Annotated in this window: 13 protein-coding genes; 10 read left to right on the forward strand and 3 right to left on the reverse strand. The window is 74.2% G+C overall.

Going from position 1 to position 12,975, the window contains the following annotated elements; all coding sequences use genetic code 11:
• Positions 1 to 27 precede the first annotated feature (27 nt).
• The 4 genes from IF06_RS0129030 to IF06_RS0129045 all read left to right on the forward strand — a co-directional run bounded on the left by IF06_RS0129030 (position 28) and on the right by IF06_RS0129045 (position 5,415).
• Entirely contained in the window at positions 28 to 852 is an 825-nt protein-coding gene (locus IF06_RS0129030) for a metallophosphoesterase family protein (RefSeq protein WP_013285224.1), read from the forward strand.
• Entirely contained in the window at positions 849 to 1,511 is a 663-nt protein-coding gene (locus tag IF06_RS0129035) for a 4'-phosphopantetheinyl transferase family protein (protein WP_013285223.1), read from the forward strand. Before IF06_RS0129030 ends, IF06_RS0129035 begins: the two co-directional genes overlap by 4 nt.
• A gap of 92 nt (positions 1,512 to 1,603) precedes the next feature.
• Entirely contained in the window at positions 1,604 to 3,865 is a 2,262-nt protein-coding gene (locus tag IF06_RS0129040; protein ID WP_013285222.1) for a catalase, read from the forward strand.
• 176 nt (positions 3,866 to 4,041) lie between these two features.
• Positions 4,042 to 5,415: a glycosyl hydrolase family 18 protein gene (locus tag IF06_RS0129045; protein WP_030274826.1), complete on the forward strand. Its 1,374-nt coding sequence runs from the start codon at positions 4,042 to 4,044 to the stop codon at positions 5,413 to 5,415.
• Between the two features lie 43 nt (positions 5,416 to 5,458).
• Here the strand turns inward: IF06_RS0129045 and IF06_RS0129050 are convergent, their stop codons facing one another.
• Together IF06_RS0129050 and IF06_RS0129055 are read right to left on the reverse strand one after the other, a co-directional pair.
• Positions 5,459 to 6,436 carry a DUF2804 domain-containing protein gene (locus IF06_RS0129050; protein WP_030274828.1) on the reverse strand — a complete coding sequence of 326 codons (978 nt, stop codon included), beginning with the start codon at positions 6,434 to 6,436 and terminating at the stop codon, positions 5,459 to 5,461.
• Positions 6,437 to 6,506: 70 nt separating this feature from the next.
• Positions 6,507 to 7,265 carry a peptidylprolyl isomerase gene (locus IF06_RS0129055; RefSeq protein WP_013474698.1) on the reverse strand — a complete coding sequence of 253 codons (759 nt, stop codon included), beginning with the start codon at positions 7,263 to 7,265 and terminating at the stop codon, positions 6,507 to 6,509.
• A gap of 226 nt (positions 7,266 to 7,491) precedes the next feature.
• On the opposite strand from IF06_RS0129055, the gene IF06_RS0129060 reads away from it, so the two are divergent.
• The 4 genes from IF06_RS0129060 (at position 7,492) to IF06_RS0129080 (ending at position 10,457) form a co-directional block, all read left to right on the forward strand.
• Positions 7,492 to 8,646 carry an RNA ligase RtcB family protein gene (locus IF06_RS0129060; RefSeq protein ID WP_030274831.1) on the forward strand — a complete coding sequence of 385 codons (1,155 nt, stop codon included), beginning with the start codon at positions 7,492 to 7,494 and terminating at the stop codon, positions 8,644 to 8,646.
• Positions 8,643 to 9,248 carry a peptide chain release factor H gene (gene prfH / locus IF06_RS0129065; RefSeq protein ID WP_030274834.1) on the forward strand — a complete coding sequence of 202 codons (606 nt, stop codon included), beginning with the start codon at positions 8,643 to 8,645 and terminating at the stop codon, positions 9,246 to 9,248. The genes IF06_RS0129060 and prfH overlap by 4 nt, the downstream gene beginning before the upstream one ends.
• Before the next feature lie 184 nt (positions 9,249 to 9,432).
• A complete protein-coding gene (locus tag IF06_RS34060; RefSeq protein ID WP_013474695.1) occupies positions 9,433 to 9,600 on the forward strand; it encodes a hypothetical protein in 168 nt (55 codons plus the stop codon).
• 29 nt (positions 9,601 to 9,629) lie between these two features.
• On the forward strand, positions 9,630 to 10,457 hold the full coding sequence (locus IF06_RS0129080) for a DUF72 domain-containing protein (protein ID WP_198039697.1): 828 nt from the start codon (positions 9,630 to 9,632) through the stop codon (positions 10,455 to 10,457).
• 28 nt (positions 10,458 to 10,485) lie between these two features.
• Here IF06_RS0129080 and IF06_RS0129085 read toward each other — a convergent pair whose 3' ends face one another.
• The gene (locus tag IF06_RS0129085; RefSeq protein WP_030274838.1) at positions 10,486 to 11,280 is read right to left on the reverse strand and encodes a DUF3152 domain-containing protein; all 795 of its coding nucleotides are present in this window, start codon (positions 11,278 to 11,280) and stop codon (positions 10,486 to 10,488) included.
• Positions 11,281 to 11,416: 136 nt separating this feature from the next.
• Here IF06_RS0129085 and IF06_RS0129090 point away from each other — a divergent pair, with 136 nt between their 5' ends.
• Positions 11,417 to 11,920 carry a SigE family RNA polymerase sigma factor gene (locus IF06_RS0129090; protein WP_013285212.1) on the forward strand — a complete coding sequence of 168 codons (504 nt, stop codon included), beginning with the start codon at positions 11,417 to 11,419 and terminating at the stop codon, positions 11,918 to 11,920.
• A gap of 5 nt (positions 11,921 to 11,925) precedes the next feature.
• Entirely contained in the window at positions 11,926 to 12,645 is a 720-nt protein-coding gene (locus tag IF06_RS0129095) for a hypothetical protein (protein ID WP_232236789.1), read from the forward strand.
• Positions 12,646 to 12,975 lie beyond the last annotated feature (330 nt).

Consider the following 12,975-nt stretch of genomic DNA (forward strand, 5'->3'; position numbering starts at 1 on the left):
GGGGGCGCCGCTGGCAAGATCGGCCGGGTGACGGGTGCGCTGTACGCGGTCAGTGACCTCCACGTGTCGTACGCGGAGAACCGCGCCGTGGTGGACGGCCTGCGGCCGGAGACGGCGGACGACTGGCTGATCGTGGCCGGTGACGTCGGCGAGGTCTTCGCCGACGTGGAGCGGACGCTGCGGCTGCTGCGCGACCGGTTCGCGCGGGTGGTGTGGGCGCCCGGCAACCACGAGCTGTGGACCCACCCCAACGACCCGGTGACGCTGCGCGGGGTGGCCCGTTACGACGCGCTGGTCGCGATGTGCCGCGAGCTGGGCGTGCTGACCCCGGAGGACGACTACCCGGTGTGGCGGGGCGAAGGCGGGCCGGTCACCGTGGCGCCGCTGTTCCTGCTCTACGACTACTCGTTCCGCGCGCCCGGCACCACCACCAAGGAGGAGTCGCTGCGCGCGGCGTACGACGCCGGTGTGGTGTGCACCGACGAGATGATGCTGCACCCCGACCCGTACCCGGACCGGGAGTCCTGGTGCGCGGCGCGGCTGGAGGTGACGCGTCGGCGGCTGGAGGCCACCGACCCGGCGCTGCCGACAGTGCTGGTCACCCACTGGCCGCTGGTGCGGCAGCCCACCGAGGTGCTCTGGTTCCCGGAGTTCGCCCAGTGGTGCGGCACCGACCGGACGGCCGACTGGCACGTGCGCCACCGCGCCGCCGTCGCGGTCTACGGCCACCTGCACATCCCCCGCACCACGCACTACGACGGGGTGCGCTTCGAGGAGGTGTCGCTGGGCTACCCGCGCGAGTGGCGGCGCCGCGGCGGCGAGCCGGCGCCCATGAAACGGATCCTCGGATGATCGGAACGCTGCTGCCGGCCGGGGCGCTGGCCGTCGAGGCGTTCGCCGACGTGCCGGACGAGACGCCGTACCCGGGCGAGGAGGACCTGGTGGCGCGCGCGGTGGCCGCGCGCCGCCAGGAGTTCGTCACCGCCCGCCGCTGCGCGCGGGAGGCGCTGGCCCGCCTCGGGTACGCCCCGGCGCCGATCCGTCCCGGCCCCCGCCGGGAGCCGGTCTGGCCGGACGGCGTGGTGGGCAGCATCACGCACTGCACCGGCTACCGGGCGGCGGCGGTGGCCCCGGCCGGGGCGCTGGCCGGGCTCGGCATCGACGCGGAGCCGCACGAGCCGCTGCCCGACGGCGTGGCGGGGATCGTCCTCACCGCGGGTGAGCCGGAGCGGCTGGCCGCGCTGCGTGACGCCGACCCGGCGACGCACTGGGACCGGCTGCTGTTCAGCGCCAAGGAGTCGGTCTACAAGGCGTGGTACCCGCTGACCGGGCGCTGGCTCGGGTTCGAGGAGGCGGAGCTGACGTTCGACCGGGCCGGCCGGTTCACCGCCCGGATCCTGGTCGACGGCACCCGCACCGACGGCGGCCCGCCGCTGGACGTCCTGGACGGCCGCTGGCTGGTCGGCGGCGGGCTGCTGCTCACCGCCGTGGCCGTGCCGCGCCGGTCCTGACCGGCGTTACCGCGATTGTTCCGGTTTGCCCGCCCTGACCTGGGGTACGGCCGAAGGGGCCTGGACATTTCGCTGTAGGAGGACAGGTCCTGATGGAATCCAGCAAGCCCACCCAGATCGTCAAGGGTGTCGTCGAAGCCGCCGTCGAGAAGGTCGGCGACGCGCTGACTCCGGACGTGCCGGGCGCTCCCGGCAGCGCGCCGCCACCGCTGGAGGAGCCGACCACGCCGCACGGGCCGCTGCCGCCCAAGGACGAGCAGGGCGCGCCGGACACCCGGACCCCGACCGGCGCCGAGACCGGCGTGCCGAAGATCGCCAAGGGGCAGCAGGGCGCGTACCTCACCACCGCCAACGGCGCCCGGCTGCGCGACACCGACCACTCGCTGAAGGCCGGTCCGCGCGGCCCGGTCCTGCTCCAGGACCACCACCTGCGGGAGAAGATCACCCACTTCGACCACGAGCGGATCCCGGAGCGGGTGGTGCACGCCCGGGGCGCGGGCGCGCACGGCACGTTCGTCGCGTACGGCACGGCCGAGGAGGTGACCCGGGCCGGGTTCCTGAAGAAGGGTCGCGAGACGCCGGTCTTCGTCCGCTTCTCCACGGTGCTGGGCTCGCGCGGGTCGGCCGACACGGTCCGCGACACCCGCGGTTTCGCCACCAAGTTCTACACCGACGAGGGCACGTTCGACCTGGTCGCCAACAACATCCCGGTGTTCTTCATCCAGGACGCGATCAAGTTCCCGGACGTCATCCACGCCGGCAAGCCGCACCCGGACCGGGAGATCCCGCAGGCGCAGAGCGCACACGACACGTTCTGGGACTTCGTCTCGCTGCACACCGAGGCGCAGCACCACACCATCTGGAACATGTCCGACCGGGGCATCCCGCGGTCCTACCGGACCATGGAGGGCTTCGGCGTGCACACGTTCCGCATGGTCGACGAGGCCGGTGCGACGGTGCTGGTCAAGTTCCACTGGAAGCCGAAGCTGGGCGTGCACTCGCTGACCTGGGAGGAGGCGCAGCTCATCGGTGGTATCGACCCGGACTACCACCGCCGCGACCTGTACGACGCGATCGAGGCCGGCGCGTACCCGGAGTGGGAGCTGGGCATCCAGGTCTTCCCGGACACGCCCGAGGAGACGTTCGCCGGGATCGACCTGCTCGACCCGACGAAGATCGTGCCGGAGGAGCTGGCGCCGGTGCAGCCGATCGGCAAGCTCACCCTGAACAAGACGCCGCGCAACTTCTTCGCCGAGACCGAGCAGGTGGCGTTCCACGTCGGGCACCTGCCGCCCGGCATCGACGTGACGAACGACCCGCTGTTGCAGGGCCGCCTCTTCTCGTACGTGGACACGCAGCTCACCCGCCTCGGCGGGCCGAACTTCACCCAGATCCCGATCAACCGGCCGCACGCCGACGTCAACGACATGCTGCGTGACGGCTTCCACCAGCACGCGGTGCACGCGGGCGTGGCGCCGTACCGGCCGAACTCGCTCGACGGCGGCAACCCGTTCCCGGCCGGCGACCGCGAGCACGCGTTCGTGGACACGCCGGTGACTGTGGCCGAGGCGCCGAAGGTACGGGCCGCGCCGGCCTCCTTCGACGACCACTACAGCCAGGTACGCCTGTTCTGGCAGAGCATGTCGCCGGTGGAGAAGGAGCACATCATCCGGGCGTACACGTTCGAGCTGGGCAAGTGCTACCACCAGGCGATCAAGGAGCGGCAGCTCCAGTGCCTGGCGAACGTCGACCCGGTGCTGTGCGAGCAGGTGGCGATCGGTCTGGGCCTGCCCGTGCCGCAGCCCACGGTGCCGCCGGCGGAGGTGCAGCCCAGCCCGGCGCTGTCCCAGGTGGGCCGGGAGTGGCCGGCCGACGGCCGGATGGTCGGCATCGTGGTCGACGCCCAGGCCGACCTGGGCGACGTGCACGAGGTACGCCGGGAGGTGTTCGCCGCCGGCATGGTGCCGCTGCTGATCGCCGCGCACGGCGGCACCGTCGACGGGCTGCCGGTGCAGCGCACGTTCGCCACCGGCCGCTCGGTCGAGCTCGACGCGGTGCTGCTGGCCGGCGCCCCGGCCCCGGCGCCGGACGCGCTGCCGGCCCGCGACGCCAAGGCCGGCGCGCCGGGCTCCCCGACCGTCGACCCGCGGGTGCTGCTGCTGGTCGAGGAGGCGTGGCGGCACGCCAAGGTGATCGGCGCCTGGGGCGCGGGCGCCGAGGTGCTGCACCAGGCCGGTGTCACAGGCACGCCGGGCGTGGTGACCGGTGGTTCCGGCACCGAGGTGCTCGGCGAGGTGCAGCGGCTGATGGCGGCGCACCGGGTCTGGGAGAGGTTCCCGGCCTCGGTCGCCTGATCCCGAGTCGCGCGTGGGGCGGTCCCGGACGGGGCCGCCCCACGCTGTGCGTACGCCACCGCTCACCGGCCGTCACTCATCGACGGTCGTCGTTGACGCCTTAGTTAATACTCTTTAATATTTGGGCCACCTCGAGGAAGACCCCCATCCGCCCCCGTCCCCCGGGAAGGCCCTCGATGCCCAGACCTCACCTCCGGCGGCGCCTCGCCGCCGGTGCGCTCGCGCTGGCCACCACCGCCGCGGCGCTCACCCTCGCCCCGACCGCCGCCGAGGCGGTGGTCCTCCCGAACAACTTCAAGAGCGTCGGCTACATGCCGTCCTGGAGCGGCAACGTCAACACCATCCAGTACGGCAAGCTCACCCACATCAACTACGCGTTCGTGCTCCCCAACGGCGACGGCAGCCTGCGCCCGGTGGAGAACCCGGGCAAGCTGTCCTCACTCGTGTCGCTCGGGCACGCCAGCAACGTCAAGGTCTCCATCGCCGTCGGCGGCTGGAACGACGGCGACGACTCCGCGTTCGAGGCGCTCGCCGCCAACTCCGGCACGCGCACCGCGTTCGTCAACAACCTGATCGCCTTCGTCAACCAGTACAACCTCGACGGCGTCGACATGGACTGGGAGTACCCCGACCCGGGCGCCTCGGCGAACAACTACACGCTGCTCATGCAGCAGCTCGGCAGCGCCCTGCACAGCCGGGGCAAGCTGCTCACCGCCGCCGTGGTCTCCGAGGGCTACTACGTCGACGGGGTGCCCACAGCCGTCTTCGGCTCGGTGGACTGGCTGAACATCATGGCGTACGACGGCGGCAGCCCGCACGCCGGCTACGACTGGTCGATCGCCAGCGTCAACAGGTGGAAGTCGCGCGGCCTGCCCGCCGCCAAGGCGGTGCTCGGCGTGCCCTTCTACAGCCGGCCCGGCTACTACACCTACTCGGCGCTGGTCGGCATGGACCCGGCCAACGCCAACCGGGACTGCACCACAGCCGGCGGCGCCCAGCAGTGCTACAACGGCGTACCGACAGTGAAGCGCAAGACGCAGTGGGCCATGGCGAACGCCGGCGGGATGATGAACTGGGAGCTGTCGCAGGACACCACCGGTTCGACCTCGCTGGTCAGCGCGATCTACGACACCGTCACCGGCGGTGGCACGCCGCCGCCGTCCGGGCGTACCGGGCCGATCACCGGCATCGGCGGCGCCTGCGTGGACGTGGCGGCCGCGAGCACCGCGAACGGCACCGCGATCCAGCTGTACGGCTGCAACGGCACCGCCGCGCAGAGCTGGACCGTCGCCGGTGACGGCACGCTGCGGGCGCTGGGCAAGTGCCTGGACGTGACGAGCGCCGGCACCGCGAACGGCACCAGGATCCAGCTCTGGGACTGCAACGGCACCGGCGCTCAGACCTGGCAGGCCCAGAGCAACGGCACGCTGCGCAACCCGGCGTCGGGCCGGTGCCTGGACGCCACCGGCAACAGCTCCGCCAACGGCACCCGGCTGCAGATCTGGGACTGCTTCGGCGGCGCCAACCAGGTCTGGCGGCTGCCGGCCTGATCGGGCTTCCCCGCCGGGCGGCCCGGCCCGGCGGGGACCGGCCTCACCAGCGGTTACGGGCCTCCTCGGCCCAGCCGACCAGGCCGTCCAGATCCACGCGCCCGCCGTCGTCGGTCGCGGCCCAGCCGGTGAAGTGCCCGAAGCACTGGTGCGTCTCCCCGGCCAGCACGAGCAGGTTGGTCCGCGCCACCCGCTCGTGGAACGGGTGGAACGTGACGTCCACCCGGTCGCCGGTGATCCGCCACGGCCGCAGCCAGTCGGTGCGGTCGTACGCCCAGGTCAGGTCGGCGCCGATCTTGTGCAGCCGCCCGTCGACGAAGACCGCGTTCTCGGTCGAGCCGGTGCCGTCGGTCCACTTGCCGCCGAGCTGGATCGCCCGGCCCGGTCCGCTGCCGGCCGCCCAGTTCCACCGCACCGCGTACCGCCACTTGCCGCGGCCGTGGTCGAGCGCCGCGTACGACCCCTCCCCCACCGGGTACGCCGTGCCGTCCACTGTGATCGTGCCGTGCACCGGCCGGCCGATGTCCTTGACCGTGTACTGGAACCGGCGGGTGCTCCACGGCACCACCACGCCGAGAGACTCGTGGCCGGGCGGCAGCGGCACGGTCAGGTCCACCTCGACACCTGGCGCGCTCGCCCGCACCGTACTACCGTCCGGGCCCTGCTCCACAGCGATGGTCAGCTTTCCGCCCCGGGCGCGGACCGCACCGGTGCCGCTGACCGGCGGCAGCACCGTGCCCCGGGCGAACGGCACCACCGCCTCCGCCGTGGTCTCCCGGCCGGTACGCCGGTCGAGCAGGTAGAGGCTCTGCACCCCGGCGTAGTCGAGCGACGACGCGACCAGGCCGAGGATGTGCGTCGGCGTGACCACGCCCCAGTGCTCCCACCGCTTGGCCCGGCCCCAGCCGCGCAGGTTCGCCCGGTGCAGCGGCCGGCGGCTCCAGCCGACCGCGTCCGGGTTCAGCCGCCCGTCCGGCCGGCACAGGTCGACCGGCTCGGTGATCTCCCGCTCATGCGTCATCGCCGCAGGCTACCGACGGCGGCACGGGCCCGGCGGGCGGCCTGGACGGCCGTCCCGCCGGGCCGTCGCGTCAGCGGCCCTGCTTGGCGCGGCAGATCTCCACCGGCACCGCCGGGGCGCCGTCGACCGGAGCCGGATCCTCAGGGGTGGGCGCGATGCCGCCGGCCGAGATCCGGTCCAGCGTGGCCAGCCCGGCCGCGTCGACCTGGCCGAACACGGTGTAGTTGGGACGCAGCGCCGAGTCGGCCTGCACCAGGAAGAACTGGCTGCCGTTGGTGTCCGGGCCGGCGTTGGCCATGGCGAGCGTGCCGCGCGCGTACAGGCGGCGTACGCCCGTCGGGTCGGTCGGCGCGGGCGGCAGGTCGGTGGGCAGCTCGTCGCGGTAGCGGTAGCCCGGGCCGCCCTCGCCCGTCCCGGACGGGTCGCCGCACTGGAGGACCGTGAGCGTCGGGTACGCGGTGAGCCGGTGGCAGGGCGTCCGGTCGTAGAAGCGCTTCCGGACCAGGTGCAGGAAGCTCTGCACGGTGCACGGCGCCTGCTCGCGGTCCAGCGTCAGCCCGATCGGCCCCTGGTTGGTGCGCAGCGTGACCCGCACGGTGCCCCGGTCCGGCGTACGGCGCGGGTCCGGCGGCAGCGGCACCGGACGGGCGGCCGGCTCGTCCGGCGTGGGCGTGTACGCGCACGGCCCCTTCGTGGGCGCCGGGTCGGCGGCGGGTGCCGCGGTCGCGGCGACACCTGCGGCGGCGACGATCGTCGCGGCGGCCACGCTCACCCCGGCGAGGCGGGCCAGCAGGGGTAATGCGGCGTGCGTTCGGGTTTCGCTCGACACGGTGGTCCTCCCTGGACTCGTGGTACCAGAACGACCGGAGTCTATGGACCGGGTCACCCGATGTCGACGCGGGCGCTCCGGCGGGTCGAAAGTCGGTTGCCGCCCCGGGGCCGCCTCCGCGAGGCTGAGCGGCATGACGTTCTGACGGATCGCATCCCCGCCCGCAGGCCCTCCGCGCCGCCTGCCGTCCGCCGTCCTCCGCGTTCTCCTCCAGAAACGAGCGTCTGTGTCCGCGTACCCCTCCGGGCGGGCCGTCGTGCCCGCCACCGTCTCCGTCTTCTCCTCCCCCGGCAGCTGGATCGAGTCCGCCGCGCTCGACCAGTGCCGTCAGGTCGCCGCCCTGGACGGCATGGCGCACGTCGCTGCCATGCCCGACCTGCACCCCGGCAAGGGCGCGCCGATCGGTGCCGCGATGTCCTCGACCGTGCTCTACCCGTTCCTCGTCGGCTCCGACATCGGGTGCGGCATCGCGGTCTTCCCGATCGCGCTGCGCCGGGTCGTACCCGAGCGGCTCGCGGCCCGGTTCCCCGACCTGGACCGGGCGCTCGACCCGGACCGGGGCGCCGACGACCCGGCCTGGTCGGTGCTCGACGGCGACGTGCCGGCCGGTCACCTCGACGGCCTCGGCACCGTCGGGCGCGGCAACCACTTCGTCGAACTGGCCCGCGTCGGGCCGATCCTCGCGGCGGAGCACGCCGCGCGGCTCGGACTGGACGCCGGTGACCTGGTGCTCGTGGTGCACTCCGGGTCGCGCGGGCTGGGCGAACGGATCCTGCGCGAGCACACCGAGACGCACGGCGCCGGTCCCGCGCCCGACCCGGACGCCTACCTGGCCCGGCACGACGCGGCAGTGCGGTGGGGGTCGCTCAACCGGCGGCTGCTGGCCGCGCGGGTCGCGTACGCGCTGGGCGCCGAACCCACCGAACCGGTCGTCGACCAGTGCCACAACCTGGTCGAGGTCCGCGACGGACGCTACCTGCACCGCAAGGGCGCGGCGCCGGGCGACGGCCGGGACGTGCTGATCGCCGGCACCCGTGGCACGCCCTCCTATCTGGTGGCGGCGCACGCCGGGCCGGACGCCGGCTACTCGGTGGCCCACGGCGCCGGGCGCAAGATGTCCCGCGCCGACGCGCTGCGCCGGGGCCGGGCCAAGCACACCGTCGAGGAACTGCGGCGCACGCCGGTCGGCTCGATCGTGGTGTGCGGCGACCGGCAACTGCTGTTCGAGGAGGCGCCCACCGCGTACAAGCGCATCGAGCAGGTCATCGGCGACCTGGTGGCGCACGACCTCGCCACACCGGTCACCACAACGGTTCCGCTGGTCACCTACAAGACGCCGGACGTGGGCCGCCGCGACGAGCGCCGGAAGGGCCGCCGGTGACCGAGCTGCTGCTGTCCGCCGGACGCGGACCGGCCGAGTGCGCGTGGGCGCTGGCCCGGCTGCTGTCCCGCCTGGAGGGCGAGGCGGTCCGGCGGGGCCTGCGTACCGAACGGGTCGAGACGGTGCCCGGCGACCGGGCCAGCACCTACCGGTCGGTGCTGGTCCGGATCACCGGCGCCGGGGCGGAGGCGTTCGCGGCCGGGTGGACCGGCACGCTCTGCTGGCAGGCGCCCAGCCCGTACCGGACGGGCCACGGCCGGAAGAACTGGTACGTCACCGCGCGGACGTGCCGGACCGACGTGGTGGTCACGCCGTTCCACGAGGCCGACGTCGAGTTCGTGCCGTGCCGCACCGGCGGGCCGGGCGGCCAGCACCGCAACAAGGCGAGCACCGCCGTCCGGGCCACGCACCGCCCGTCCGGCCGGACCGTGGTGGTGGACACCGAACGGCACCTGCACCTCAACCGCCGGATCGCGGTCGAGCTGCTGCGGCAGCGGATCGCCGCCGACGACGAGGCGGCCCGGCGCGCGGGCGTCGACGCCCGCTGGCGGGTCCACGACGAGCTCGTGCGCGGTGACCCGGTACGGGTGGAACGTCCCTGACACGGCCCGGTCCGCCGCGCGTGAGGGCCCCGGCTACCGTGGGCGCGGCGGACGGGCAGCCCGGCTCGCCGGCGTACGGCGCGCGAGGAGGACTGATGCGGCGGAGAAGGAGCGGCCACTACAGCGCGTACTCCGCCGACCCCGGGCAGGTCACCGACGGCGCCCGCGACATGGACCGCGTCCGGTGAACCCGCTCGTGCAGCGCTTCCGCGCCGTGGTCGCGATGTGGATCCTCGTCGGCTCGGGCGGGTTCCTGCTGGCCGGGTTCCTCGGCCTCGCTCTGCTGACCCAGACGGGTCCGTTCGCGGCCGCGGCGCTGCGTGGCGCCTCGACGAGCTGGCCCTGCCGGTGACCGGGATGCGCCTGCACGTGGGCTGTGCCATGTGGACGCACAAGTCCTGGTCCGGCCGCTTCCTGCCGCACCCGCTGCCCGCACACGAGCGGCTGCGCGCGTACGCCGGGTGGTGCGACGCCGTGGAGGGCAACACCACGTTCTACGCCACCCCGGCCCGGGAGACGGTGGCGTCCTGGGCCGACCAGACCGAGCCGGGCTTCCGTTTCCTGCCGAAGCTGCCGAAGGTGGTCACCCACGAGCGCCGGCTCACCGGCGGCGAGGCCGAACTGCGGGCGTTCCTGCACGCGATGGAGCCGCTCGGCCCCCGGGCCGACGCGCTCTGGATCCAGCTGCCCGGCTCGTTCGGCCCCGGCGACGTGCCCGACCTCGACCGGTTCCTGCGCACGCTGCCCACCACCCACAGGTACGCCGTCGAGGTCCGCCACCCCGCCTTCTTCACCGAGCCCGGTGCGGTACGTGCGCTGGAGGCGACGCTGCACCGGGCCGGCGCGGAGTGGATCCCGTTCGACACCACAGCGTTCTTCCGGACGCCGCCGACGAGCGACGCCGAGCGGGAGGCGTGGACGCGCAAGCCGCGCCTGCCGCTGCGTACCCGGGCGCTGACCGACCGGCCGATCGTGCGCTACCTGGGCCGCGACGACCCGGCCCGCACGGTCGAGGGCTGGCAGCCGTGGCTGGACGTGGTGACCGGCTGGCTGCGGGAGGGCCGCTCGCCGACCGTGTTCGTGCACACGCCAGACAACGCCGACGCGCCCGAGCTGGCCCGCCGCTTCCACGACCAGGTCCGCGAGCGGGTGCCCGGGCTCGCGCCGCTGCCCGAGCCGGAGCCGGTCGGCCCGGCCACGCTGTTCTGAGCGCCGGGTGGGATCACCGCCAGCCCGCTCACCCTTCCCGGCCGCCCTCGGGCGGGGGCAGGCGGTCGTCGTACGCGCCGGACCGTCCCGCGTACCGCTCCCCGCGCAGGAACGGCAGCGGGTTCGGGGTGCAGCCGTGCAGGCCGAGCGTCTGCTGCTGCATCACCGGCGCCGGACGTCCCCGCCCCGGGCAGCGCTCGTGCCCGTGACCCAGACGGTGGCCGACCTCGTGGTTGACCACGTACCGGCGGTACGCCGCGAGGTCGCTGCCGTAGGCGGGCGCGCCGCGCACCCAGCGGGCCACGTTGACCACCACCCGGTCCCCGCTACGGCAGGACGTGTACCGGTCCGGCCCGTCCCCGCACAGGTCGTCGCGCGTACCGGGAGTGGCGAGGTAGAGGGTGAAGTCGGCGGGCCCGCGGGCGCCGACGCGGCGCAGGGCGATCCGTCCGTCGGTCGTCCAGCCACCCGGGCCGGTGAGGATGCCGGTGACCTGCGCCGCGAAATCGGCCGGTGGCAGACCGGTGATGTCGCGCTCCACCGCCACCCGGTAGCGCAGCAGCCGGCCCGTACCCCCGTGGGTGGCCGGCTCGGCGGCGGCGAACCGCCACTCGTCGCCGCCGTCGGCGGGATAGCCGATCCGCGCCGGACGGGACCGGACGGGCGCCGCCGCCGACGCGGACGGCACGGCGGCGGACGGCCCGGCCGGTCCGGACGGCGCGACTGCGGGCTGATCGGCCACGGCCGGTGTGCAGCCGGCCAGCGACACCGCCAGCGCGATCACGGCGGCGCCGCCGCGTGTCCGGTCCACGGTCCTGGTCATCTCGTCTCCCCTCGGCACCCGGTCGGGGGCACGGGGATGAGGACGGGTGACCCGTCGCGGAAGTTGGTCCGGCGGGGACTCAACCTTTTCCGCGTCCCGCACGTCCCTACCGGGGTGAGAGGTGCAGAGGACCGGCATGGCCCGGGGTGACGCGGAGTTCGTCGAGTTCGCGCGGGCGTCCTCGGCGCGGCTGACGCATGCCGCGTTCCTCATGACCGGCAACCACCACCACGCCGAGGACGCCGCCCAGACCGCGCTGGTGCGTACGTACGCGTCCTGGTCCCGGATCCGCAACGGCGACCCGTACGGCTACGCCCGGTCGGTGCTGGTGAACCACCTCGTCGACACCTGGCGGCGGCCGATCCGCGAGTACCCGAGCGACGACCTGCCGGAACGGCGCGGCGGCGACATGGCCGAGGAGGTGGCGACCCGGCGGTGGCTGGTCACCGCGCTCGGCACGCTCACCGCCCGTGAACGCGCCGTCGTCGTCCTGCGCCACTACTTCGACCTGCCGGAGGCCCAGGTGGCCCGCGAACTCGACGTGTCCGTCGGCACCGTCAAGAGCACCTCGTCGCGGGCGCTGGAGAAGCTGCGTACCGCCGGTCTGTCCGCGCCGCGACCGCAGGAGACGTGCCGGTGACCGAGATGGACGAGCTGCGCCGGGTGATGCGGGCGACGGAGCGGGCCGACGGCCTGGACATCGCGGACATCATGCGCCGGGGACGCCGGCTGCGCCGCCGCCGGCGGATCGGCGCGGGGGTCGCGGCGGCGGTGGCGACGGTCGCGGTGGCCGTCGGGGTCGGCGCCGTGGCGACGCGGCCCGGCCCGCCGGACCTCCCGGCCGGGGAGCCGGTCGCCACCGCGTCCGCCGACACTCCCCCGCCCACGCCGACCGCCGCGCCGGCTCCGACCGAGGCGCCACCGCGACCGCTCGGGACGGTCGTGGACAGCGGCATCCGGTACGGCGCCGACGAGCGCGTGTTCTTCATGGTCCCGGTCGACGTGCCGCAACTGCCGCGCGTGACGATCGGCCTGGTCGCCGGCCGCCGCGCGCCGGACGGCCGCCTGACGTCGGACTTCCTGGTCAACGACGTGTCCGGCAGCGACCGCCGGCCGGGGTTCCACGAGATCGGGTACGACCAGCAGCGGGTGCCCACCGACGCGTCGATCCCCACGTTCGGCTACTTCGTCGGTCCGGCGGCCCGCATCGTCGGGACCGTCGACGGCCGGCAGGTCGAGGCGAGGCTGGTCCGCTGGAGCGAGGACCCCGATGTGGTGATCTTCTGGTTCGACCCGACGACCCTCACCCCGGGAACCCCCCTGGACGGCATCACCGCCCGCACCGCCCAGGGCCGCCGCCTGTAGCCCGGCCCCTCTCCCCTTCTCCCGTCTCTCCCCCGGATGATCAAGGAGTTTGCGGCCCGAAACCGCCCCGGCGAGGACACAAACTCCTTGATCACCGGCGTCAGGAGGCCGAGCTACGTGGATCTTGGTACGGAGCCGCCCTCATGAGGGCGCGCTCGCACCAAGATCCACGGCCGCTCAGGGTGTGGGGAGGCCTGACGCGTCGGAGAGGGGCGGGTGGGGCGGGGGGCCGGTCGGCGGCGGTGATCATGCGCTTTCTGCCCGGTCAGACGGGGCATTTCCGACATCGGCGGGGCCGCAAGTGCAAGATCGCGGGGAGCGGGTGGGGGC

Origin of the sequence: Micromonospora globosa (assembly GCF_000717585.1) — a bacterium.
In the GTDB taxonomy this organism is placed as follows: Bacteria; Actinomycetota; Actinomycetes; order Mycobacteriales; family Micromonosporaceae; genus Micromonospora; species Micromonospora aurantiaca.

What these genes read in the sequence shown, in the direction of transcription:
- IF06_RS0129045 (WP_030274826.1), top strand. Translation starts at nt 4,042, where the DNA reads ATGCCCAGACCTCACCTCCGGCGGCGCCTCGCCGCCGGTGCGCTCGCG.
- IF06_RS0129035 (WP_013285223.1), top strand. Translation starts at nt 849, where the DNA reads ATGATCGGAACGCTGCTGCCGGCCGGGGCGCTGGCCGTCGAGGCGTTC.
- IF06_RS0129040 (WP_013285222.1), top strand. Translation starts at nt 1,604, where the DNA reads ATGGAATCCAGCAAGCCCACCCAGATCGTCAAGGGTGTCGTCGAAGCC.
- IF06_RS0129050 (WP_030274828.1), bottom strand. Translation starts at nt 6,436, where the DNA reads ATGACGCATGAGCGGGAGATCACCGAGCCGGTCGACCTGTGCCGGCCG.
- IF06_RS0129090 (WP_013285212.1), top strand. Translation starts at nt 11,417, where the DNA reads ATGGCCCGGGGTGACGCGGAGTTCGTCGAGTTCGCGCGGGCGTCCTCG.
- IF06_RS0129085 (WP_030274838.1), bottom strand. Translation starts at nt 11,280, where the DNA reads ATGACCAGGACCGTGGACCGGACACGCGGCGGCGCCGCCGTGATCGCG.
- IF06_RS0129095 (WP_232236789.1), top strand. Translation starts at nt 11,926, where the DNA reads ATGGACGAGCTGCGCCGGGTGATGCGGGCGACGGAGCGGGCCGACGGC.
- IF06_RS0129080 (WP_198039697.1), top strand. Translation starts at nt 9,630, where the DNA reads ATGTGGACGCACAAGTCCTGGTCCGGCCGCTTCCTGCCGCACCCGCTG.